Annotated in this window: 22 protein-coding genes, 2 pseudogenes and 1 other annotated feature; of the genes and pseudogenes, 4 read left to right on the top strand and 20 right to left on the bottom strand. The window is 38.9% G+C overall.

Annotation, left to right across the window (positions count from 1 at the left end; genetic code table 11):
- Positions 1-16: 16 nt before the first annotated feature.
- Entirely contained in the window at positions 17-1,240 is a 1,224-nt protein-coding gene (locus BK575_RS18430; RefSeq protein WP_078412470.1) for a cystathionine gamma-synthase family protein, read from the bottom strand.
- 544 nt (positions 1,241-1,784) lie between these two features.
- Between BK575_RS18430 and BK575_RS18435 the strand changes: the two genes are divergently transcribed.
- Positions 1,785-2,429, top strand: coding sequence for a GntR family transcriptional regulator (locus BK575_RS18435; RefSeq protein ID WP_268877764.1), 645 nt, complete (start codon positions 1,785-1,787; stop codon positions 2,427-2,429).
- A gap of 88 nt (positions 2,430-2,517) precedes the next feature.
- On the opposite strand, the gene tyrS is transcribed toward BK575_RS18435, so the two are convergent.
- The 4 genes from tyrS to modA all read right to left on the bottom strand — a co-directional run bounded on the left by tyrS (position 2,518) and on the right by modA (position 6,214).
- Positions 2,518-3,762 carry a tyrosine--tRNA ligase gene (gene tyrS, locus BK575_RS18440; RefSeq protein ID WP_078412474.1) on the bottom strand — a complete coding sequence of 415 codons (1,245 nt, stop codon included), beginning with the start codon at positions 3,760-3,762 and terminating at the stop codon, positions 2,518-2,520.
- A gap of 42 nt (positions 3,763-3,804) precedes the next feature.
- Positions 3,805-4,022: a binding site (T-box leader), on the bottom strand.
- A gap of 19 nt (positions 4,023-4,041) precedes the next feature.
- On the bottom strand, positions 4,042-4,554 hold the full coding sequence (locus BK575_RS18445) for a MarR family transcriptional regulator (protein WP_078412476.1): 513 nt from the start codon (positions 4,552-4,554) through the stop codon (positions 4,042-4,044).
- Between the two features lie 187 nt (positions 4,555-4,741).
- Positions 4,742-5,398: a molybdate ABC transporter permease subunit gene (modB, locus tag BK575_RS18450; RefSeq protein ID WP_078412478.1), complete on the bottom strand. Its 657-nt coding sequence runs from the start codon at positions 5,396-5,398 to the stop codon at positions 4,742-4,744.
- 6 nt (positions 5,399-5,404) lie between these two features.
- The gene (gene modA / locus BK575_RS18455; RefSeq protein ID WP_078412480.1) at positions 5,405-6,214 is read right to left on the bottom strand and encodes a molybdate ABC transporter substrate-binding protein; all 810 of its coding nucleotides are present in this window, start codon (positions 6,212-6,214) and stop codon (positions 5,405-5,407) included.
- A gap of 154 nt (positions 6,215-6,368) precedes the next feature.
- On the opposite strand from modA, the gene BK575_RS18460 reads away from it, so the two are divergent.
- Positions 6,369-7,301 (top strand): substrate-binding domain-containing protein, encoded by a 933-nt coding sequence (locus tag BK575_RS18460; protein WP_078412482.1) that lies wholly within the window; start codon positions 6,369-6,371, stop codon positions 7,299-7,301.
- Between the two features lie 60 nt (positions 7,302-7,361).
- Here the strand turns inward: BK575_RS18460 and BK575_RS18465 are convergent, their stop codons facing one another.
- The 8 genes and pseudogenes from BK575_RS18465 to BK575_RS18500 form a co-directional block, all read right to left on the bottom strand.
- Positions 7,362-8,252: a sulfite exporter TauE/SafE family protein gene (locus BK575_RS18465; protein WP_078412484.1), complete on the bottom strand. Its 891-nt coding sequence runs from the start codon at positions 8,250-8,252 to the stop codon at positions 7,362-7,364.
- Positions 8,253-8,472: 220 nt separating this feature from the next.
- Complete coding sequence (gene fbpA, locus BK575_RS18470) at positions 8,473-8,547, bottom strand: Fur-regulated basic protein FbpA (protein ID WP_078414857.1); 75 nt, start codon at positions 8,545-8,547, stop codon at positions 8,473-8,475.
- A 41-nt stretch (positions 8,548-8,588) separates the two neighbouring features.
- Positions 8,589-9,731 (bottom strand): FMNH2-dependent alkanesulfonate monooxygenase, encoded by a 1,143-nt coding sequence (gene ssuD, locus BK575_RS18475; RefSeq protein ID WP_078412486.1) that lies wholly within the window; start codon positions 9,729-9,731, stop codon positions 8,589-8,591.
- A gap of 169 nt (positions 9,732-9,900) precedes the next feature.
- Positions 9,901-10,449: an NADPH-dependent FMN reductase gene (gene ssuE / locus BK575_RS18480; protein WP_078412488.1), complete on the bottom strand. Its 549-nt coding sequence runs from the start codon at positions 10,447-10,449 to the stop codon at positions 9,901-9,903.
- A gap of 77 nt (positions 10,450-10,526) precedes the next feature.
- Positions 10,527-11,267 (bottom strand): annotated as a pseudogene (locus tag BK575_RS18485) (ABC transporter permease); the annotation flags it as partial.
- Between the two features lie 155 nt (positions 11,268-11,422).
- Positions 11,423-12,427, bottom strand: coding sequence for an aliphatic sulfonate ABC transporter substrate-binding protein (locus BK575_RS18490; RefSeq protein ID WP_078412492.1), 1,005 nt, complete (start codon positions 12,425-12,427; stop codon positions 11,423-11,425).
- 190 nt (positions 12,428-12,617) lie between these two features.
- Positions 12,618-13,385 (bottom strand): ABC transporter ATP-binding protein, encoded by a 768-nt coding sequence (locus BK575_RS18495; protein ID WP_078412494.1) that lies wholly within the window; start codon positions 13,383-13,385, stop codon positions 12,618-12,620.
- A 379-nt stretch (positions 13,386-13,764) separates the two neighbouring features.
- The gene (locus tag BK575_RS18500) at positions 13,765-13,929 is read right to left on the bottom strand and encodes a YezD family protein (RefSeq protein ID WP_078412496.1); all 165 of its coding nucleotides are present in this window, start codon (positions 13,927-13,929) and stop codon (positions 13,765-13,767) included.
- A gap of 625 nt (positions 13,930-14,554) precedes the next feature.
- On the opposite strand from BK575_RS18500, the pseudogene BK575_RS29175 reads away from it, so the two are divergent.
- Positions 14,555-14,725 (top strand): annotated as a pseudogene (locus BK575_RS29175) (class I SAM-dependent methyltransferase); the annotation flags it as partial.
- Positions 14,726-14,753: 28 nt separating this feature from the next.
- Here BK575_RS29175 and BK575_RS18510 read toward each other — a convergent pair.
- From BK575_RS18510 to safA, 3 genes are all read right to left on the bottom strand, one after another.
- On the bottom strand, positions 14,754-15,035 hold the full coding sequence (locus tag BK575_RS18510; protein WP_078412498.1) for a hypothetical protein: 282 nt from the start codon (positions 15,033-15,035) through the stop codon (positions 14,754-14,756).
- A gap of 125 nt (positions 15,036-15,160) precedes the next feature.
- Complete coding sequence (sigH, locus tag BK575_RS18515; protein WP_078412500.1) at positions 15,161-15,811, bottom strand: RNA polymerase sporulation sigma factor SigH; 651 nt, start codon at positions 15,809-15,811, stop codon at positions 15,161-15,163.
- Positions 15,812-16,464: 653 nt separating this feature from the next.
- Positions 16,465-17,031 (bottom strand): SafA/ExsA family spore coat assembly protein, encoded by a 567-nt coding sequence (gene safA, locus BK575_RS18525; protein WP_078414858.1) that lies wholly within the window; start codon positions 17,029-17,031, stop codon positions 16,465-16,467.
- 161 nt (positions 17,032-17,192) lie between these two features.
- On the opposite strand from safA, the gene BK575_RS28750 reads away from it, so the two are divergent.
- Entirely contained in the window at positions 17,193-17,357 is a 165-nt protein-coding gene (locus tag BK575_RS28750) for a TetR-like C-terminal domain-containing protein (RefSeq protein WP_169907887.1), read from the top strand.
- Positions 17,358-17,628: 271 nt separating this feature from the next.
- Here the strand turns inward: BK575_RS28750 and BK575_RS18530 are convergent, their stop codons facing one another.
- From BK575_RS18530 to BK575_RS18545, 4 genes are all read right to left on the bottom strand, one after another.
- Positions 17,629-18,906 carry a TRAP transporter large permease gene (locus BK575_RS18530; protein WP_078412505.1) on the bottom strand — a complete coding sequence of 426 codons (1,278 nt, stop codon included), beginning with the start codon at positions 18,904-18,906 and terminating at the stop codon, positions 17,629-17,631.
- Positions 18,907-19,461 carry a TRAP transporter small permease gene (locus BK575_RS18535; RefSeq protein ID WP_078412507.1) on the bottom strand — a complete coding sequence of 185 codons (555 nt, stop codon included), beginning with the start codon at positions 19,459-19,461 and terminating at the stop codon, positions 18,907-18,909.
- A gap of 92 nt (positions 19,462-19,553) precedes the next feature.
- Complete coding sequence (locus tag BK575_RS18540; RefSeq protein WP_078412509.1) at positions 19,554-20,567, bottom strand: TRAP transporter substrate-binding protein; 1,014 nt, start codon at positions 20,565-20,567, stop codon at positions 19,554-19,556.
- 939 nt (positions 20,568-21,506) lie between these two features.
- The gene (locus tag BK575_RS18545; RefSeq protein ID WP_078412511.1) at positions 21,507-22,835 is read right to left on the bottom strand and encodes an MFS transporter; all 1,329 of its coding nucleotides are present in this window, start codon (positions 22,833-22,835) and stop codon (positions 21,507-21,509) included.
- Positions 22,836-22,994: the final 159 nt, after the last annotated feature.

Consider the following 22,994-nt stretch of genomic DNA (forward strand, 5'->3'; position numbering starts at 1 on the left):
TTATTTAGTAATATCTTTATTTGCGGTTGCCCGTAACTGGCAGTTGTGATTCCAAATGGGCAAAAGCTTGTTCTAAATCAGCAAGAAGATCTTCCGTATCCTCGATACCTACGGAGATCCGAACCAAGCCTTCCGGAATGCCAAGAGCTTTTCGTTCTTCAAGTGTACATTCGACATGGCTGGTCGTTCTTGCGGGACCATAGATCGTTTCAACCGCTCCAAGATTTCCAGCTTTATTGGCATATTGCAATTTTGGCAATAAAATCTTTATGGCATCCATCTCGTCCTTTAATACGAAACTTAATATTCCACCGAAACCTTTCATCTGTTTCTTGGCGATATCATGATGTGGATGCGTTTCTAATCCAGGATAATAAACGGCTTCCACATGCTTTTGTTTTTGCAAATACTTAGCGATTTCCATTGCACTCTTTTCTTGCTGGCGTACTCGAAGCTTTAACGTTTTCATTCCTCTTAAAATAAGATAGGCCGACCACGGATCCATCGTTGCTCCATTGATTTCCCGGTAATGATAGACTTTGGTCATCAGTTCTTGGGAGCCGCATACCATACCGCCTAACGCATCAGCATGTCCGCTTAAAAATTTAGTGGCACTATGAATGACAATATCCACTCCTAGTTGAATCGGATTTTGATTAATAGGAGTAGCAAACGTATTGTCGATGATCACCAATGCTCCCGCTGCTTTTCCGGCTTTGACCATTCTTTCAATATTCGTAATCTTCATCGTAGGGTTGGTAGGAGACTCCAAATATAACACCTTACACCCTTTATTCACTTCAGCTTCCATTTCTTCATGATTTCCTGTATTGCATAATTGCACATCTACATCAAGATTCGGCAGGAATTCGGTAAAGATTTTATTCGTTCCCCCGTATGTATCTTTAACCGAGACAACCCGGTCTCCCGGTCTTAAAAACGTATAGAGGGTGCTGCTGATGGCGGCCATTCCCGATGAGAAACCAACAGCCGCTTCAGCTCCCTCGAGGATTCTTACTTTTTCCTCCAGAGCCTGAACAGTAGGATTGGTCATGCGATTGTAAATATGGCCCGGTTTATTTCCAAGGGCCACTTCCTGCCACTCATCTACGTCATCATAATTGTAGGCGACACTAAGCACCACAGGAACTTGGGTTGCATTGTAAGCGAGAGATTCTTTTTCCCCTGCCCATACGGCTTTTGTTCCATCTTTCATATCTTTATAGTTTTGCTCCTTCATGTTTCTCTCCTCTCAAATGTTCATTGCTTTGTCAGCAATATTTCAATTTATACAATATATTGTATATTGTATATTGTATAATGATTAATCTCCTCCCTTGCCTATGCTTGGTAATACTTCTTTCTATGAAGATACGAAGATACTTCATAAAGATAACTAATAACTGAACACATTTCGCATTATATAATATATTGTATAATGTACGGAATAGTCAGAAATATTTATCGTATTGAATCATAATACACTGGACTTTCCACTTTTTCAATCTTTTATTTACTCTTATGAAGCTTAAACGGTCTAGTTATTTATAATCATCAACATACTATAAAACTATAATGCTCCCCTTCTCCCTCATTCTTTCCATTCGTCTAAACTGAATTTCTATGTATGGATTTACTACATATGAACATAGAGTAGTATATTTAAAAGCATTGGAGACATGGAAGAATCGAGAAACTACTAATATAAAAATGCAAGAATTTTCAATTTTATATTGTATATTGTATAATGAAACATAGCAACATTTAAGTTAGGGGGAAGTATTATCAGACAGAAATACCAATCATTAAAAGATCATGTATATCATCATATCGCCCAAGAAATTCAGAATGGAACATTGCTTCCCAATCATAAGATAAATGAAGCAGCGTTAAGCGAGAAATTAGAAGTAAGCAGAACCCCTGTCAGAGAAGCATTGATACAATTAGCTTCAGAAAATTTACTTGAATATTTTCCTCGAAAGGGATTTATCGTTAAAGAAATTGATACGAAGAAAAAGCTCGATGTTTTTCAAGTTGTAGGTGTGCTGGATGCCCTGGCAGCCACACTATCCATGGCGTATATGACGGAAAGTGATATTGAACGAATGGAAGAGTTAGTCAAAAAAATTGACCTTTCCATTTCAGAAAAAAATTACCCGGATTATCAAACATATCAAAATGAGTTCCATAAGGTATATATTGATAAATGTAACAATGATACAGTAAGAGAGCTTCTCGCTTCTTTACAAAACAGCTTTGTTAGACAGATATATTTAAGCAAAGACGAAGAAAAACTTTTTGCTGTATTAGAAGAAATGAATGAACAACATAAGCAAATTATCGATTATTTCAAGAAAGAAGATAAAGAAAATTTGGAAGCGCTTATTAAGAATGAACATTGGAAAATTACCCATATTGATATGATATAAAGTATATGGTCATACACTATTCGTTACTGGCCATCAAAATATCCTTAGAACCTTTGGATCTAAGGATATTTTACGTTCATCATACTAGTTAAATCTTAACTTTAACAAACTTACGCTTGCCAACTTGTATAGTTAAATCGTCGACAATCGAAATTGGTAATTGAGGGTCTTCTATTTTCTCTCCATTTATTCTGACGCCTCTATTTTCAATCATTCTGCGGGCTTCACTTTTGGAGTTCAACATGTTTAACTCAACGAGTAAGTCGATCACATTTATTTCAGTTTTTCCTTCCCACTTCACCACTGGAATTTCATCAGGGATTAACCCTTGCTGGAAGACGGAAATAAAATGCTGTTCCGCTTGTTCAGCCAAATCTTCTCCATGGTACATTCTCACAATGGTCTTACCGAGCAGCATTTTCGCATCTCTCGGATGCAATGTACCTGCTTTTAGTTCTTCTTTTATTGTTTGAATCTGTTCAGACGGTAAATCTGTTACCAATTCAAAGTATTTATTCATTAACTCATCCGGGATGGACATGGCTTTCCCGTACATTTCCTGCGGGCTCTCATCAATGCCAATGTAGTTTTTCTTCGATTTTGACATTTTTTCTACACCATCAAGTCCCTCTAATAGAGGCATGAGTATCGCTACCTGTTTTTCTTTTCCAAACTTCTCTTGAAAATGCCGCCCCATCAAAATATTGAAGTGCTGGTCTGTTCCTCCGAGTTCAATATCACATTCCAATTGAACTGAATCATACCCCTGCATCAGAGGGTAAAAGAATTCGTGCAGAGAAATCGGCTTTCCAAAAGCAATCCGCTCTTCGAAATCATCCCTTTCCAATAGCCTTGCAACCGTTATTTTTCCAGCCAATTGGATAACATCCTCAAAATTTAATTTCGATAACCAGATGGAATTGTAATGGAGTTCCACTTTTTCCATATCAACAATCTTTCCAAATTGTTCAAAGTACGTCTTCGCATTATGCTTCACTTCTTCATCTGTTAATTGTTTTCTGGCGACTGATTTACCCGTTGGATCTCCAATTTTTCCGGTGAAATCCCCAATAATCAGTTGAATCGTATGGCCATTGTCTTGAAACTGTCTAATTTTGTTCAAAACGACGGTATGACCGAGATGCACATCCGGTGCAGATGGATCTAAGCCTAATTTAATTTTCAAAGGCCGATTTTCGATAATGGATTTTGCTACTTTTTCTTCTAACTCTTCGATGGGAATAATGTCTTGGACACCCTGACTGTAAATGCTCATTTGTCTTTTTAGCTCGGTTGATTGTTCATCTGTTAATTGTTCCACTAGTTTACTCATCTTCATTCCTCCAAAAAATCAATATAAAAAACCACATCCCAAAAAAGGGACGTGGTTTTTGCACGCGGTACCACCCTTATTGAAGAATATGATTCTTCCACTCGACGATTTAACGGTTCGTCCGTTCTTTGCTGCTTGTTAGTTCGCAAAGAAAGCTCCAGGATTGTAATTCGTGTTATCTTTGTGTCGATTCACACCAGCCATCGACTCTCTGTTTACAGGGAGATAATCACTACTCGATTTCCTGTCATCGCTTTTTTCCTATTTACTTGCTCATAATCAAAAGTCATTCTCTCTAATGATCCTTCTCAGTAATTCAGATACATTTTTTTGCTCATTTACAGTTAAACTCGAAACAATCTCCACTTCACCTTTATGAAATTGGGGATATAGCTCTTCCATTATTTTCTTACCTTTATCCGTTATCGTCACATAGGTAATCCGTCTATCCCTATTGTCCACTTTTCTATAACAGAGTTCTTTTCGCTCTAATGTATTGGTAATATTACTTACTGTAGCTTTGGTGACCCCGGCGGACTTTGCCAGTTTCTTTGTTTCAACTGAATTCCATATCCATAAATCATAAAGTAAGGAAAAAGAGGTCCAAGACAGCCCATACTCCGATAGAACTTCCCGCTCCATCTTATTTCTTAATCCTTGTGCAATTCTATAAATGTTGGTCACAACAGCAATGGCATCCAGATTAAGGGACTCTAATGGGAGTTTTGTCAAAAGGTTAATTGTATCCTTCTCTTCAGGAAGCAATTCCCCTTCTTCATTAAATGAATGAATAATGATCCCCTCCCTTAAGTTTTCATAATCGTTAGCTATGAAACGATATTACCAAAAAAAGATTATGAGTGCAACCAAATGTTATCACCAAAATCCAGCAGATATTGCCACTGCCAAGTTCGTTCAAGAAAAAAGCATCCCTCATGAAAGGAATGCCTCTATAAAAAGAACATTTATTTGTCTGTCATCAAGATTTTATCAGGTGAACGCATATTAACATTAAAAATGAAATACCAATCATACTCATTACCCATAACCAGGCCAATTCCATATTGCCTGAGTCAATGGCTATATATATAGCTGTCGGAATGGTTTGGGTTTTCCCCGGAATGTTTCCAGCGAACATTAAAGTCGCTCCAAACTCGCCTAATGCTCTTGCAAAGCTCAATATTGCACCCGAGATAATGGCTTTTAGTGCAAGAGGAACCGAAATCATCGTAAATACTTTCAATTCATTTGCTCCATCTACACGAGCTGCACCCTCAATATCCTTATCAACCGCTTCAAACCCTGACTTAGCAGATTGGTACATAAGAGGAAAAGCAACAACAGCAGCGGCAATAACAGCAGCCCACCACGTAAACATAACAGGTTGTTCGAATACCTTTTCGATTAATTGCCCTATGGGACTATTTCTTCCAAATATCACAATTAACAAGAACCCTACAACAGAAGGCGGCAATACTAACGGTAAAAGAAAAAGCGTTTCAACGAAGGCTTTTCCTTTGAACTTCCTGTTAGCCATGATCCTCCCCAAAAATAACCCTAAGATTAATACCCATACCCCAGCAACCAACGCTATCTCAACGGACAGCCTGACTGGCGACCAAAAATCCGCTGCCATTGTATATTAATTTATCCCTTTAAATCCATACTTCTCTAAAGCCTTCATAGATGTTTCGTTTTGAAGATACTCGTAGAATAGTTGGGCTTCTTTAGGATGGGTACTGTTCTTAATCACACCTAAAGGATAAATGATAGGTGCGTGGGTATTTTCCTCTGCGGTTGCTGCAATTTTAACCTTTGGAGAAATCATTGCATCTGTTTTATAAACCATTCCTGCATCAACATTGTTTGTCTCTACATATGTAAGTACTTGCCGAACATCCTTGGCGTATACCATTTTTCCTTCAATCGCTTTCCAGACATTCAAATTTTCTAACGTTTCCTTCGCATATTGCCCTGCAGGTACAGCCTCCGGGGTACCGATGGAAATTTTATCTGTTTTGGTAAGATCTCCGAATGCTTTGATTCCTTTATTAGAATCGTTTGGTACGACTAACACGAGGTCATTTCCAACTAAATCTGTTCCTTTTGTCTTTTCGATTAGTCCTTCTTGCACCAATTGATCAAATTTATCCTCAGCGGCAGAGAAAAAGAGATCGACAGGTGCTCCCTGAGAAATTTGTTGTTGAAGTGCCCCTGAAGCTCCAAAGTTATAGTTTACTTTCACATTGGGATGTTCCTTCTCAAAGCTTCCTTTAATATCATTTAACGCATCTTGTAAACTTGCGGCTGCTGAAACGGTCAATTCCACTTTCTTTTCAGAAACGTTTTGCTTCTGCTCTTCTATTTGTTTAGTTTGTTCGTTGGTTGAACATCCAGACACTATTAGTAATAACACCATCATCAAGAGACATAAAAGATATCGTTTTTTCATCACCTTTTTCCTTTCTATCAAATTATAATTAGTTATAACTAATTATAATTAGTTATAACTAAAATGAATAGAAGAAATATCACATTCGTCATTTTTTATTTACAATATACTTTTTAACAGGCCCTAAGTTAAAATGAAAGATGGAGGGATGAAAATGCCAAAGGAACTTTCCTATACGATTGAAGAGGTATCACAGCTCTTAAAAGTTTCAAAATTAACTCTTTATGACCTTGTGAAAAAAGGGAAAATACCTGCATTCCGTGTAGGAAGACAGATGAGAATAGATGCAAAAGACTTGGACATTTATATAAATAGCCATAAAACGAATCAGAATACTGCAATGTCGGCCCCTGTAGTTGATCCTCATAGAAACGAAACAAAGGGTTCCTCAAACATTGTTATTAGCGGACAAGACCTAGTGTTAGATATTCTAGGTAAACACATTGAGAAAAATTCATCCTATAAGCCATTAAGATCTTTTACAGGAAGTTTAAACAGCCTCATTTCCATGTACAATGGAGAGTGCGATATCGTTAGCTTGCATCTGTTTGACGGGGATACAGGCGAATATAATTTACCCTATATAAAAAAGATTTTGGTCGGCCATCCTTTTATTTTAATCAACCTTCTTTCAAGAAAAGCAGGCTTTTACGTCAAAAAAGGAAACCCTTTAAATATTACCTCCTGGGCGGATTTAAACAGGGAAAATGTGAAAATCATCAATAGAGAGAAAGGATCAGGGGCACGAATTCTTTTGGATGAACAACTTAGAATCAACAACATTTCTTCTAAGAACATTCAAGGATATGAGCATGAAGAGACGAACCATTTAAGTGTGGCTTCTGCTGTCTCTACTGGAATGGCAGATACAGGAGTGGGAATTGAAAAAGCCGCTAAAATCGTCGGAATCGATTTTGTTCCATTAATGACAGAACAATACGATCTGGTTATTCTCAAAAACTCCGAATCCGAACAGCTCATAAGCACGGTGAAAGGAATTTTATCTTCTCGTCAGTTTCAGTCAGAAGTCCACTCTTTAGGAGATTATGATACTTCTAAGACAGGAAACATTATTTATGAGACATAATAAAAAACGTCGTGAGGAATCCCGGGATTTCTCACGACGTTTTTTATTCTTCCTTTGTTGCTAGCTGATGACCATTTCTTTTTCAAGTGTTTGGTCCGCTTTCATCTTACGGATGCCAAACAAAATGGCCGCCCCCCACCCCAGCAAAATGAAACCATATATAACGGGATAAGATGATTCGTTTGTTACCCATGTAGTTAAAATCGTACGTGCATTAACTAAAATGATAAAACCTCCAACTAGAATCCCCATCAGCTGCGCTGGAACTTTGCGAACGAGCCATGCCGCGATTGGTGCCGCAAAAATTCCCCCGAGCATTAATGCTCCAACCCAAAGCCAGTTCACCGTTTCCCACCCTAATGAAAGGATAAAGCCGACAGTGGCAGAAACGGCAATAGCAAACTCGCTCGTGTCAACTGTTCCAACGACTTTACGTGCTGTCATTCCTTTTTTGGATAAAAGTACAGGGGTCGCGATTGGTCCCCAACCGCCTCCGCCTGTCGCATCCGCGAAGCCGGCAATTAACCCTAAAGGAATGGATTGTTTTACTGATAATGGCTTTGATTCCTTTTCTTCATTTGACTGAAATTTGAATAGGAAACGAAAAAGAACATAAAAACCAAGAAGCAATAGAAACGCTGAAACATATGGCTTAACAATATCACCAGGCAAATTGCTTAAGAAGCAAGCACCTGTGAAAGCGCCGATCGATCCCGGAATAATGAGACGATATACCATTTTTTTATCGACGTTTCCAAATTTAATGTGAGATACTCCCGAAGCAGCGGTTGTCACCACTTCAGAAAGATGGACAGAAGCAGAAGCCACTGCCGGTGCAATGCCAAATGCCAGTAAAAGTGATGATGAGGTAACGCCGTAAGCCATCCCCAATGCCCCGTCAATGAGTTGTGCTAAAAAACCTACAAATGCTAAAACAATTAGCTTTTTCATATTTGTCCCCCTATGCCCTTTGTTGAATGAAATTTAGTTAAAAAAGGTTTTTCTTTAATAAAAAAGACACCTACCCCAAGAAATTGCGAGTAAGGTGCCTTCAGTGGTCTGATCAGCTGTCCTATTTTCCTTTTCATAAATGATGCTGTAATGAAAGTTCTTTAAAATGAATGAGTTTTCTGTTATTTATAATAATAAACAAAGTTTTCCTACCTGTCAACTATGATTTTGTATTATATTCTTCTAAATCACTTAAAGTTAATTCAAATAAATGAACGTCATTTTTCTTATATATCCTTTGCTAATTAATTTATTAATGAGGAAGTTTCTCTTCTTTTATGGTTTAACTTTCTCAGGAAAATAACTATTTGCGACAATTTCACCCTGCAATTGCCCTCTTGTACGCTGTTGATTAGATTGAGAGTCGGCCTTTAACGGCAGCAATGGGAAGAGAAGGTCAGCCACCTGATATGCTTCTTCCAAATGGGGATATCCCGACAACACGAATGTTTCAATTCCTAAATCAGCATATTCTTTCATTCTCTGTGCAACCTGATGTGGATCTCCGACAAGCGCGGTACCTGCTCCGCCGCGCACTAAACCAATACCTGCCCATAAATTGGGGCTGATCTCCAGCGCTTCTCTGCCGCTGCCATGCAATTGCACCATTCGTTTCTGGCCTACGGAATCCATCCGGGCAAATGTACGCTGAGCGGCTTCAATGGTATCCTTATCTAAGTGTTGAATGAGGCGGTCGGCTGCTTCCCATGCCTCATGTTCCGTTTCCCTTACAATGACATGCAGCCGAATACCAAAACGAACCGTTCTTCCTTCAAGTTCAGCCAGGCGGCGCACTTCTTTAATCTTTTGTTCCACTTGTGCCGGCGGCTCTCCCCATGTAAGATAAACATCGGTATGTTTTGCCGCCACTGCCTGCCCCGCTGGTGATGAGCCGCCAAAGTAAATCGGCGGATGGGGTTGCTGTACAGGAGGAAATAATAACTGCCCGCCTTCTATCTGCAAATGCTTTCCTTTGAAATCAACGTCTTTTCCTTCCAATAAGGAACGCCAGATGGTTAAAAATTCATCAGTCGCTTCGTAACGTTCATCGTGTTTAAGAAACACCCCGTCACCTGCCAGTTCTACCGGATCCCCTCCCGCTACGACATTGATGAGGAGACGCCCGTTTGAAATGCGGTCAAGCGTGGCCGCCATTCTTGCCGCGACAGAAGGCACCATTAATCCTGGGCGAACAGCCACAAGAAATTTTAGGCGTTCCGTTTCAGGTATGAGCGAAGCAGCTAACATCCACGGATCTTCGCAAGACCTCCCTGTTGGAATCAATACCCCCGTATAACCGAGCCGGTCTGCAGCTTGCGCAACTTGACGGAAGTAAGAATAATCAGCTGTGCGTCCCCCTTTTGTCGTTCCTAAATAACGTCCGTCACCATGGGAAGGTATAAACCATAAAACTTCCATTCTAAATCCTCTCCTTATCCTATATATACATTCCACTTAATCACTCGACACATCTTCATTCCATCGATGGGCATTCACAGTCGGTCATTGAGACAACTCGAATTTGCCCTCAAAGGTTAGAAAATTTGGCATGGCCATTCTTTAGTCGTGTCGGATTTTCTAAATCAATCTATATAGATGCTTTTGGCTGTTTATTTAATCTGCTGACCAGCTCCTGCACATTTGCCCGTAACCGTTGTTCCACTTCATCCGAAAGAAACGTTAGCTCTGTCTCCGAATATTGAACTTGCGAATCGATGATAAACACCCCATCCACAATATCGGTTGCTCCCAATACAGAAAATAAAGGTTTAAATGTGTATTCAAGCGATAAAAGATGAGCAGTTGTCCCTCCATTGGCAATCGGAAGAATCGTTTTACCGGAAAGGGCTTTTTCAGGGAGTAAATCAAAAAATGTTTTGAATATCCCTGTATAGCTCGCCTTATAAACGGGGCTCACCACGACTACTGCATCCGCACCTGCCACAAGCGTTTTGGCCTGTTGGATGGCAGGACTATCAAATTTTGCATACAATAAATCTTCCGCCGGCAAATCACGAACCTTGATGTGGCGAAGCTGATTTCCTGCCCTTTCTAATAGTTCCCCTACAAAAGTTGCGACGGACGATGATCTTGAGATGGGGGAAGGGCTTCCTGAAATAATCACAATGTTAGCCATTTTAATCTCTCCTTTTTAAAAGTTTTCCAATCATTTTACTCGGATTAAACACAGAACCTATTGCCTGCTCTCTCTTTTTAAGAGGCCCCATTTTCACCGTTAAAGTTATCACGCCACTTTAATAATCTCGATTCTAAAAGACGGACGAGTGAATCAGTCAATTTTCCGACGGCTGCAAAAATGATAATTCCGACAAAGACGATTTCTGTATTTGAAAACTGCCTTGCATCCATAATCATATAGCCGATCCCTTCACTTGAGCCCATTAACTCGGCTACAACGAGGCCCAGCCAGGCAACTCCAAGAGAAAGGCGAACTCCGAGAAGAATATTAGGCAGCGCTGCCGGTAAAATAAGTTTTGTGACCAATTTAAAACGGCTGAACTCCAGTACACGCGTGACATCAAATAATTTGGAATCGACACCTCTTATCCCGAGAAATGCATTGACATATATCGGGAAAAACGCTCCTTTTGCAATAAGCAGGATTTTGGATACTTCCCCAAACCCGAACCATAAAATAAAAAGCGGCGCCACAGCCAGATGCGGAACGGTACGCAGCATTTGCAAAGAAGGATCCATCAATTGCTCCGTCTTATTGGAAAAACCTACGAGAGTTCCTAGTAAAAGTCCTAAACCCGCTCCAAGCACAAATCCAAGGGCAGCCCGCCAAATGCTGATTTCCAAGTGCCCCCATAGCTCCCCTGTCACAATCAGCTCGATAAACGATTGAAGGATTGCACCCGGAGTAGGTAAAATCGTTCTTGAAACAAATCCCAGTGTACCGATTAGCTGCCATACAGCGAGTATAGCAACTGGAACAATTAAACCTCGCAGCACGACTTTCAGTTGCTTTTCTAAAGAAATTCTCCTCGTCCTTTTCCTGAGAAATGTTTTCCCCACTCCTACCACTGATCCGGCCGAAGGAGAAATAGCCTTTATTTTATTCATCTCCAGTCACCTCATTTATTGCTCTATTTTTCCAGCTCTTGTAATGCCTTTTCGATGTACGTATTATCGACTACCTTTGATGCATCAATTTTTTGTTTAATGGCTTCCATGGAATACTGGAAGTCGGCTGTTTCTTGCTGAGCATTGATGATTTTCTCACTAATCGGTTTATTAAGCGCCGGGTTGTTTTCGAGCACTTGTCTGACAACCTCTGGATCAATCTTTTTCGCTTCTGCATAAATGTTAATGGCTTCATCAAGATTTTCTTCCTGCCATATACGAGCTTTTTCATATACTTTCAAAAACTCGACAACCAACTCGGGATGTTCATTCGCAAACTTCGTTCTGACAATCGTAAAACCAGGTGAATAGACGTTTAATGATTCCCCATCTTCTAGCACTCTTGCATCATGCTCAACTTTTTGAAACGTAATGAACGGTTCCCAAATGGACCACGCATTGACAGACCCTGTTTCAAATGCAGGCTGGGCTTCATCCGGCTGCAACTGAATAATTTGGACATCCTTATCCGGATTCAAGCCGGCTTTATCTAATGCACGGTACAATAAGTTAAACCCGCTGCTTCCTTTTGCTACTGCAATTTTTTTCCCTTTTAAATCTTTTAAACTTCTAATCGAGCTGTTTTTTTGCACCAAAATGGCATTTGCCTTTAACCCGTCACTCGAGTTCGAAATTTCTTTAAAAGGGATATCGGCTGCCTGAGCGGCCACGACCGGTGAATTTCCTACTTGCCCAAAATCCAAACGATCAGAGGCCATCGCTTCAAAATGAGGAGGCCCGCTTTGAAATTCCGTCCATTTTACTTCAGCTCCTACCTTGGCAAAAGCTTCTTCAAACCATCCCTGTTTTTGTGCGATAAGGAGCGGGCCCAAGCTTTGTTGAATCCCAATATTGATCGTCACTTTTTCTTCACTTGCGTTAGCTTCTTTCTTGCTTGTTTCGCTTGCAGAGCACCCCGCTAATAAGAGAAACATGAGTATAAATCCTGTGATCACTATTTTTTTCATTGTGCGTATATCCCCTTTCTGCATATCAACTTTTTAACCTCTGTTACCGGCTCTTCTTCTATTCACGCCTTTCTGTTCTCTCATCTTGAAAATCCTTCGTAAAAGCGGCGGACAAGGACCCGTAAGGGGATTGGCAGCCGCTTAGGCGTAAAGAATTTAACATGGGTGTTTTTTGTTCATGTTAAATTCTTTATATTCCTGATCCCTCTATTAAATGGAGCTCATCGACTGTCTCAAATTCCCTTAATACTTGTTGTCTTAGCTCCTGGAATGAACGATTCGCCTTTTTGCGGGGATAAGGTAAATCAACCGTAATCGTTTTACTTACCCTTCCAGGCCTTGGGCTCATGATGACCACACGATTGGCCAAGTAAATCGATTCATCTAAATCATGTGTGACAAGAATCATCGTCGTTCCTTTCTTTTGCCAAATATCAAGCAGCACATCTTGCAAATGGGTTCGCGTAAAGGCATCCAATGCACCGAACGGCTCATCAAGGAGCAATACTTCCGGATCTCTCAACAGAGCCCTTGCAATCGCGACCCTTTGGGACATTCCACCGGACAATTCACGGGGATAGGCTTTCTCAAACCCTTTTAGTCTTACAATCTCAATTAGTTCATCTACTTTTTTGCGTACTTCCGGCTTTTTGAGCGACAAATCGGCAGCGATATTTTTTTCGGCCGTCAGCCACGGGAAAAGCCGGTGTTCTTGAAAGATAAAGCCTTGTTTAATTCCCGGACCTTTTAATTCCTCTTGGCCGATTTTCACCTTCCCCTCGAAATGAAGATCGAGACCGGCAATGATTTTCAGTAGTGTACTCTTGCCGCATCCACTTGGACCAATGACGGTGATGAATTCTCCTTGTTTTATTTGTAAGTTAACATTCTTTAATGCTTGAATTTCTTGCTGTGATTTAAAAAATGATCGGTTAAGCGACTCGATTGAAACACTCATCTTTGCTCCTCCTTTTATTTGTTATTGACCGACGATTTCAGAACAACAGCAACACATGCTGCTCACCCCCTTAAACTATTCACTCCAACTTAGCACCAGTTCATGCCTTCATTCACCTTTACCCTGCTTCCACCATTACTTTTGTATCATTTTTCAATAGAGCGACTTTTTAGTTCCCATTAAAAAATGATAATAAAAAAGGCTGCTCTCCTTTTAAAAAGGTAAGCAGCCTTCAGTCGTCTGATCAGCTCTAGTTACATATAATATTTTGTTTCTCCCTCGACATTTTAGATTCTATAACTTTAAGAACTTTGTCTTTTCACAAAGAATTCATGGACTTTTATTAAAAAATCGGATTTAAATAGCTTCTTTAAGCTATTCATTTTTTATCTACCGGCTTCTTAGTAATTGCAAAACGATTTTTCTCTGTATGATCAATTTGCGTGATTTGCCCGTCATGTATAGTAATTAACACAGAACCATATTCAATATTCTTTAAAAGCGTTAAAATATAGTCCACTTTCTCCTGATCTACAATTGCCATATTATTCGCCTACCTTCATTTATTTAAATCACATAGGAATACTTGGTTTAATAACAAAAAATTTTCCTTCACTTCTATAGATTACTTGTTTATACAAATACAGCAAGACCGTTATGAAGACAATGTGGACTACACTTGCTAATAAGAAATAACATGATTAGGAATCTCCCTCCACGGGATAAATAAAAAAGCCCATACCCTTTATTAGAGTATGAGCCTTTGGTTGATCCAATCAGCTCATTATTTATCCTGGAAATATTTTCTTATTGTTATTTTTGTTACTAACATATTATTCTGATTTTTCCCACCTGTCAACTATGAATTTACTTTTTTTGATTAGATATGTATTAGTGTGATCTTTATTTCAGGCAATCTAGCCGTATAATAAGCTAAATCAAGGTTTCTAAACAAAAAGAAAACATTTTTCGATTAAGGCGCTGTTAAACGATCGCGTTGATATTTGTTTATCGCTTGTAGAACTAGCCCCCTGACCTCGCCTTACTATAAAATACATAAGGCATCACAAAAGATTGACCGCCAATTGACGGTCAATCTTTTGTTTCACTATCATAGATGTTAGCTTTACAATGAATGCTTTAATAATAACCATCCTTTTTCCAAATGAGGGGTTTCTTATTATTTAACTAAAGAAGAAAATTCAAACCTGATAGATAATTTATTTGCCAAAGTCCCATCAGGAAGTTCCATAGTTTTTGATTATGCAGACGAAAAATTTTTTGAAGAAAAGGGAATTTCTAATAGAGTTGAAAACATGGTAAAAATAGCTGCCGCATCAATCCTCATTCTTAAACTCAAGCATCCCGTTAGCTTAATAAGTTTCCAAATAATATAACGAAAGTCAAAAACGCGGATAACCCCAAAGTAAGAATTATAGTAGTTACACTCCTCGCCATACCTTTCCAATCCTGAATATCCGAAAAACCTAATACCCCTAAAACAAAAGTTATCAATGTAATATATAAGACCAGATTTAAAGGGTGTGTACCCATAATGGAATAATCAATTGGCCCTGAAACAGAAACTATAAAAAATAATAAAATGCAAATTATTGAAAAGAAAAATGACCAAATGTTAATCTTCTTCATTCCAGAACTCCTTTCTTTCATCGTTTTAACATGTAACCTCTTTCACTATCCTGCTTCATTGGCACAATAAAAGAGCAGAGGGAATCCCCTCGGCTCTTTTGCTCCTATTCGTATATACTATGAAGTTATACGATAACCTTTTCTTTCTTCACATATCGTTCCATTTTTCTTTTTACCCGCTGAAGGGCATTATCAATTGACTTTACTTGCATATTTAGTTCTTCAGAGATTTCCAGATACGATTGGCCCTCCATATATAAGGCCAATACTCTTCTTTCTAAACTACTAAGCATTTCTGCCAGTTTCCGTGCTATATCATCAGCTTTCTCCTTATTAATGACTAATGCTTCCGGATTCATCATATTTGCCCCGGATATCACATCCATAAGCGTATAGCCTGATTCTTCATCGTAAATGGGCTTGTCCAAAGAAACATACGAGTTTAGAGGAATATGCTTTTGGCGCGTAGCCGTTTTGATCGCTGTTATCAGCTGTCTGGTGATACAAAGTTCAGCAAAAGCCTTAAAAGAGGCCTGCTTGTCCCCTCTGAAGTCACGAATGGCTTTATACAAGCCAATCATTCCCTCTTGAACAATATCTTCTTTATCCGCACCAATTAAAAAATAGGTTCTTGCCTTGGCACGGACAAAATTCCGGTATTTGTTGATTAAAAAATTCGATGACTCGCCATCCCCATTGCGGGCCAATTCTACTAAAACTTCATCTTCTAATATAGAATAATTATTAATCAGCTTTACTTCAAAACTTATACTCACGCATATCCCTCCGCCGAATCTAGTTGAGTTATGATGTTTAATGAATCGATAGATTGTCTTTTCCTCAAGGTAGCCGATAGAAATACAGAAATCATGTGTGTTATTCAACTTAAAATATGTATGTCATTATATTGTTTACTTGCTCATTCGCTGTCCATCTTTTTTATTTGTTTTTACTTTCATGGAGTCTTTCCCCTGTTTCGCTATTGGAAGGATCAGACTCAAAAAGCCACCCAGCATACCTATTATTTATACTTTTAATATTAACGTAGTTAAGCTTTTTAAGATATCAGAAAATATCGACGTTTTTCTACAACTTATGTCACGAAAAGATAAAATAGATAAAAAACCGCCAAGGAATCCTAGGTTATTAGGTTTCCTTGGCGGTTCTTTCCCTTCGGCCAACAAAAAGCGCCTTATGGATCAATCCCTTTTTCCTTCACGAGCTGAACAGTCGCCGGAGCTTGAAGCACACGGATGTGCAAATGAAGCCGTTGCAACAGGACGTTGCGCTCTTAGGCTTCGTTCCTTTGTTGTCCAGCTGCGGCTCCTAGCTCGCTGTGGAAAAGATGCTTGCCCTCATAAGGCAAAAAGCGCCTTATGGGTCCATCCCTTTTTCCTTCACGAGCTGAACAGTCGCCTCCGCTTTTCTATTACTTCGACATAAACATTTGCGTCCAGTACACTCCGTAGCTGCCGCCTTTAGAGTAACCTACGCCAATGTGAGTGAAATCTTTGTTTAAAATATTGGCGCGGTGACCGGAGCTGTTCATCCACGCTTGAACGACTTCTTCCGGTGTTTTTTGGCCGGCTGCGATATTTTCTCCCGCACTGCGATATGTGATTCCGAAATTCTTGATCATATCAAACGGTGAACCGTATGTAGGACTCGTATGAGAAAAATAGTTTTTGTCTCGCATATCATCTGATTTGAAGCGTGCAACTCTTGCAAGCTCCCAATCTGACACAAGCGGTTTTAAACCGTACTTCGCTCTTTCCTGGTTGGTCAACTGAACGACTTGTTGCTCAAACTGCTTGATTTCTCCTAAATCAGGAACGTTGATCGTTTGCCCCGGGTAAATCATGTCCGGATTTTTGATTTGCGGGTTGCTGCTTAAAATTTCTGAAACGCCCACTTGATATCTCGCGGCGATTTTCCACATCGTGTCTCCCCACTTAACGGTATGCTGGGTAGCCGCGCTTGCCGATTGAAGCGGCATGAATACAAGAAAAGCGATGAAAACGGAAATAATCTTTTTCAAAGCTGAAACCTCCTATTAATTCTATTACTGAGATTTCTATTATGATAGAATTTTCTCATTAATTAAAGGAGTAACTTTTTCCAACACGCCGCTTAAAACTTCAGCCGGACGATCAACAATTGATCGTTCCAAAAGATATTTTAAGCAGCTTTACTTCTTCCTCTTATTTAGTGATTATGTATTGGCTCGAAAGCGGCATGGTATATACACCGGAGTATATGGCGACTCAATTAACACTTTTGACAAGCCTAGGCTCCTCTGCAGCAGCCGGTATCAAAAAATAACGGTTTGGCAGCCCGTCACTGAGCCAACATACCGAATACAAAAAAGCCTTCGTTTAGTTGAACGAAGGCTTTTTTCAGATTGACGAGAAACGGTCAGAATCTAAAAAAGAAGAAATAGAGTAATCACCCTCCATTTCACCTTTTTTTGTAAGATGGAGAGCGTTTTTTGATATTTTGCCAGAAAGCTATTAAATGCCTGTTCTTGGGCGGGTTTACACTCACGAAATCAAGCAATCGGGCTAATTTCCTAAAACTTATAATCTATATAAATTCACATCCACCATTGCAGAGGTACAAGAACAATAGAAGGAAATAAAATCAATAAGATCAACACAAGAATTTCAACCAATAAAAAGGGCCATATCCCTTTCAAAATAGATGGTATATCAATTTTTCCCACACTGCTCGCTACATTTAATACGGTACCAACAGGAGGAGTCAATAATCCAATAGAAAGATTAAGAACAAACAGTACCCCAAAGTACACTGGGTCAATTCCGGCCTGAGTGATAATTGGCATCAAAACAGGAGTAAGAATTAAGATGGCAGGTGTTAAGTCCATCATCATACCAACCAGTAATACTAACACGTTAATCATAAGTAAGAGCAATAATCTGTTATCAATAAATGGTTGAAGAATGTCCGTTACGACAGCGGGAATGTTAGCAACAGAAATTAACCAGGCCGATACCATCGCTGCTGCAACAAGAAACATGACGATACTCGTTGTTTTAGCAGCTGCCACTACGACCTTGTACAATTCTTGTATTTTTAACTCCCTGTAGATAACTAACCCGACAAACAGAGCATAGGCTGCAGCTACTACGCCTGCTTCAGTCGGAGTAAAAATGCCGCCGCGAAGCCCTCCAATAATAATAACAGGTAAAAAAAGAGCCCATATCGCTTGACGAGTTGCTGTAAACATTTCCTTCACAGTTTTACGAGGAAGAACCTCTACTTTATCTTTTCTTACTACAATTGACCAGGCTATCACTAGACCGACAGCTATAAGAAGACCTGGAACAATTCCAGCTGTAAATAATGCCGTAATGGATACACCGCTTGTTACTCCAAAAATGATCATAGGAATACTTGGAGGAATAACCGGTGCGATAATCCCTCCTGCTGCAATAAGACCGGTGGACCGATTACGTTCATACCCAGACTTAACCATCATGGGAATTAAAATGGCTCCGAGAGCTGCAGTATCGGCTACTGCAGAACCTGATAAACCAGCAAAAAGAACACTAGCCATAATCGCCACATAACCCATTCCACCTCGAATATGTCCCACAATTGCCATAGCAAAATTAATAATTCGATTAGAAATACCACCGGCGTTCATCAATTCACCTGCAAGAATAAAAAAAGGTACTGCCAGCAGAGCAAAGCTATCTGCGCCATTAATAAGATATTGAGCAACAATCTGACTGTCAAAGATATCAAGATGAAACATCAACAAAACACTACTTAGTAAAAGGGCCAAAGCAATGGGAACTCCAAGTGCCATTATACTAATGAGTGAACCTACAAAAAGAGCTAACGCCATCTATTTTCCCTCCCCAGCCGCATGTGTCTTAATATGGAATGAACCACTTGTTTCTTCCAATTCCTCGTTATTATGTAAATCTTCTATCAAATCCTTTTGAAATACTAGACGATAACTATTAACTAGTACAAGGATCGCCATTCCAAGACTCGTCACAATTCCTACAGCATAAATAATAGATAACGATAACCCTGTTGCAGGTGCTGTACTTCCGATACTACTTACAGTTAGCTTCCAGCTTCCATCAAGAATTAACCATAATACATAGAGAACCAACACATTGCTAACAGCAAAGACTATCTTTCTCACTTTTAAAGGCAATTTCTCAACTAGTAAATCGACTCCTAAATGCTGATTATCTTTTAAAGCACCAATTGCTCCGAGAAAAACCATCCAAATAAACAGAAATCGAGCCACCTCTTCAGACCATGCAAGTCCTGAGTGGAAAACATAGCGTAAAATAACATTTCCTAAAACAATAATAGACATACCTGTTAAGCATAGGGCTAGCATTGCATTCATGATCTTATCGAAAAACGAAAGTATTTTCACCATTGATAGTCCCCCTGTTTAAATCAAGTGTTAAAATTTTTTATGGAGAAGTCTTAAGGAGACAAGTCCCTCCTTAAGACTTTTTATCTTTTAGACTATTTAACTGATTCTAATAACTTGTTAACGAATTCTTCTCCAATTTGTGATGAGTATTTTTTGTATACTGGCTGCACTTTCTCCAAAAACTTTTGTTCCTCTTCAGGGGTTAATTCCGTAATCGTCATGCCTTTCTCTTTGAGAAGATCAAAGGCTTCTGCGCTTTCCTTCTGATTTAATTCCCGTTGATAGTTTTTAGCTTCTTCTGCTGCTTTTGTCACAATCTCTTTTTCTTCATCAGAAAGAGTGTCCCAAAACTTTTTACTGATCATAAACACGCTGGCATTATAAATATGCTTCGTTTTTGTTAAATACTTTTGAACTTCATAAAAGTTTCCTGTTGTGACATTTCCTGCCGGGTTCTCTTGTCCATCTACAACGTGCTGCTCTAACGCTGTAAATAATTCTGTATATGGCATTGGGGTAGGATTAGCACCCAATTCTTTCCACACATCAACATGAAGTTCATTTTCTAATGTTCTAACTTTTAGACCTTTCATATCCTCGAGCGTTTTCACTTCTTTTTTATTATTCGTAAGATGTCTAAATCCATTTTCCCAATAATTTAAGCCAACGACTTCTTGACTATCTAAATCTTTTAGCAATTCTTTTCCAATATCTCCATCCAACACTTCGTAAGCAATTTCTTCATTCTTAAATAAATAAGGCAAATCCAAAGCAGTGAAACGCTCGGCAAATGATGCAATAGGTCCAGTGGACATTGTGGTCCCTTGAATAGAACCTATTTTTAATCCTTCAAACACAACTCGGTCTCCTCCTAATTGTCCATCAGGATAAACTTCTACTTTGATTGAACCATTCGTTTCTTTCTCTACGATTTCACCAAATCTATATAGTCCCTGTGTAAGCGATCGATCTTTCGAAGTCGCAACAGCCAGCTTCATAACTTTTGCTTTTTTAGAACCATCTTCACCTGATCCTGAAGTTTGACCAGAGCATGCACTAAGCAACATCATACAAATTATCATGCAAAAACTGATTACCTTTTTCATTTAATACACCCCGCATTATTATTTTTAAGAAACAAACAATATAAAGTTCCTCACCTCCTTTTCATCGCATTATTTTGGTGATTAAGTAAAAAAAAACGTTATCGGTAATTCCATAAATTACAAATGATAAAGAAAAATATCTAAAATATAGGAATATACAAAAAATTAATTATCCAAAAGGTTAATAAAATCTCATAAAACTATGTAAACATTCACACAAATCCCTACTGAAAAATAAGTAGAAAATATAACCGTAAGTTTTAATGATGATCCTTCGCATGAGATAGAATAATTTAAAGTTAATAAAATGACTTATAAGATTGCGGCCTCTCAGCGTATTAAAATAAATTCTCGGAACGTCTTTAGATAGCGCTTTCAAAAAACTGATTATGAGGAAGCGTAAAGCCAACTTTATTTAATGAAACCAAGAGGCTATTTAACAAGCAATATACATTAAGCATGATGTGTAAATTATTCAGTATGTTCTGCAACACTTTCTACCTTTATTTCTTCTAAGTGCGACTTCTATGTTTATTACGTTATACTTTGCTCTTCTTCACTATTAATTCACGGCAACTAACAACGCATACTATATAACTTTTTTAGATCGATCTAACCACATGAAAATATTCACTTACATTTTTAAAAAATTAATTAGATCGATTCAATTTATAGAAAAGTTATCCCTCTCTTCTTTACCCTGTAATGCAAGATAGATACGTTTTCCTTGTTTACTTTAAATATAAACTGATCTCTTAACATATCTCTATTTCATACTTATATTCTCTACTCTATTTGAAAGTATTTTTGCGATTAACTCTTTAGGATTTACAAGATAAAAAGCTGATTTCCTTAGAATAAGAAAATCGGCTTTTTATCTTGTAAATTTTCATAATAGAATGGCTCTCCCCCTCTAATTTATCTATATAGTAATAATTTTTAATTATCTGACAGTTCAATTCGTTTAATTTCACCTACAATGAAAATATAGGACAATGCTCCCATGAACGCAATTACACTTACGAAAACAAGTGCTCCATTAAAAGAATTAGTTGCACTTACAATGAAACCGATTACAATCGGTGTAACAATTGCCGCTAAATTGGCTGCAAAGTTAAAGACACCGCCGGCTAAACCGACTAGTTCCTTTGGAGCAATATCAGAAACGAGGGTCCAAGTAATAGCGGACATCCCTTGTGCAAAAAATGCCACCGACATAATCGTAATGACCAAACTAGTTGAAGATGTATAATTGGCCAAGACAATCGAACAAGCAACCAATAATCCGATAATGATAGGCGTCTTGCGTGCAACACCGACAGATACCCCGCGCTGTACCATCTTATCAGACCAGTATCCACCTACAAGTACACCAATACCTGCTGCAATGTACGGGATAGAGCCGACAAAACCTGCTTTTAATAATGTAATCCCTTTTTCCTGAACAAGATACGTCGGAAACCATGTTAGAAAGAAGTAAAGAGTAGAGGAGATGGCAAACTGCCCGATATAAATCCCCCAAAATTGCCGATATTTAAAAAGATGGCGTGCCTGTGACCAACTAATTTTATGTACTTCACCTGCACTATCAGCAAGTCCGCCGCCTTCCCGAATATAATCCATTTCTTCCTTATTAATATACTTACTGTCCTTTGGATCACGATAAAGCTTAAACCAAACTAAACCGAAGACTAACCCGATGATTCCCGTCACGATAAAGATAGAGTGCCACCCAAACGATGATAAAAGCCAAAATAAAAAGGGAGTAGCCAATGCTAAACCAACATATTCACCTGCTGTATAAACTCCGGTAGCAAGCGCGCGTTCTTTCTGCGGAAACCATGCTGCCACTACACGGCTGTTGCTCGGAAAAGCAGGTGCTTCAGCAAATCCCAGTCCTAGACGCAGTCCGAACAACGTGCCAAAGTTTTTGGCAAACCCTTGAAAAAGGGTACACAGAGAAAATAATATGAGGGAAATTCCATATACTAGTCTAGGTCCAAAGCGGTCTAAAAACCAGCCGCCAGGAATTTGCATGAACGCATAGGTCCAGCCAAAAGCTGACAATAAAAGCCCCATCATAGCTGGATCTAAACTTAAATCACTTTGAATAGCAGACGCTGCTACTGCCATATTTGTACGATCGAGATAATTAATAGCCGTTCCTATAAATAAAAGGGAAAGAATCATAAACCGGGCACGCGATCGTTTCCTTTGTTTCGATGGATTAGGCACCTTATCCTCTTCTTTCCTTAATGGATAACCCATTGCCATTCCTCCTTAAAATTAAATACTTTAAGAAGCTTAGGTGTTCTAAATAGAAAATTGGAATGGCTGGAAGTCCGTTTTCAAATTGTTTATATCTGCCACTCTTCATTATACACATAAGTTTCCCATCCCCTAAAATCCTGATTTTTCGATCAGTAA

Source organism: Priestia abyssalis, assembly GCF_002019595.1.
GTDB classification, from domain to species: Bacteria; Bacillota; Bacilli; order Bacillales; family Bacillaceae_H; genus Bacillus_BA; species Bacillus_BA abyssalis.

Bases quoted from the DNA above. Each gene is read 5' to 3' on its own strand.
- BK575_RS18465 (WP_078412484.1), bottom strand. From the start codon at position 8,252: ATGAAAAAGCTAATTGTTTTAGCATTTGTAGGTTTTTTAGCACAACTC.
- BK575_RS18545 (WP_078412511.1), bottom strand. From the start codon at position 22,835: ATGGGTTATCCATTAAGGAAAGAAGAGGATAAGGTGCCTAATCCATCG.
- ssuE (WP_078412488.1), bottom strand. From the start codon at position 10,449: ATGGCTAACATTGTGATTATTTCAGGAAGCCCTTCCCCCATCTCAAGA.
- modA (WP_078412480.1), bottom strand. From the start codon at position 6,214: ATGAAAAAACGATATCTTTTATGTCTCTTGATGATGGTGTTATTACTA.
- BK575_RS18510 (WP_078412498.1), bottom strand. From the start codon at position 15,035: ATGAAGAAGATTAACATTTGGTCATTTTTCTTTTCAATAATTTGCATT.
- BK575_RS18490 (WP_078412492.1), bottom strand. From the start codon at position 12,427: ATGAAAAAAATAGTGATCACAGGATTTATACTCATGTTTCTCTTATTA.
- tyrS (WP_078412474.1), bottom strand. From the start codon at position 3,762: ATGAGTAAACTAGTGGAACAATTAACAGATGAACAATCAACCGAGCTA.
- BK575_RS18540 (WP_078412509.1), bottom strand. From the start codon at position 20,567: ATGAAAAAGGTAATCAGTTTTTGCATGATAATTTGTATGATGTTGCTT.
- BK575_RS18530 (WP_078412505.1), bottom strand. From the start codon at position 18,906: ATGGCGTTAGCTCTTTTTGTAGGTTCACTCATTAGTATAATGGCACTT.
- BK575_RS18460 (WP_078412482.1), top strand. From the start codon at position 6,369: ATGCCAAAGGAACTTTCCTATACGATTGAAGAGGTATCACAGCTCTTA.
- safA (WP_078414858.1), bottom strand. From the start codon at position 17,031: ATGCCGCTTCAATCGGCAAGCGCGGCTACCCAGCATACCGTTAAGTGG.
- ssuD (WP_078412486.1), bottom strand. From the start codon at position 9,731: ATGGAAGTTTTATGGTTTATACCTTCCCATGGTGACGGACGTTATTTA.
- modB (WP_078412478.1), bottom strand. From the start codon at position 5,398: ATGGCAGCGGATTTTTGGTCGCCAGTCAGGCTGTCCGTTGAGATAGCG.
- BK575_RS18535 (WP_078412507.1), bottom strand. From the start codon at position 19,461: ATGGTGAAAATACTTTCGTTTTTCGATAAGATCATGAATGCAATGCTA.
- BK575_RS18500 (WP_078412496.1), bottom strand. From the start codon at position 13,929: ATGGCAATTGTAGATCAGGAGAAAGTGGACTATATTTTAACGCTTTTA.
- BK575_RS18430 (WP_078412470.1), bottom strand. From the start codon at position 1,240: ATGAAGGAGCAAAACTATAAAGATATGAAAGATGGAACAAAAGCCGTA.
- BK575_RS18495 (WP_078412494.1), bottom strand. From the start codon at position 13,385: ATGAGTGTTTCAATCGAGTCGCTTAACCGATCATTTTTTAAATCACAG.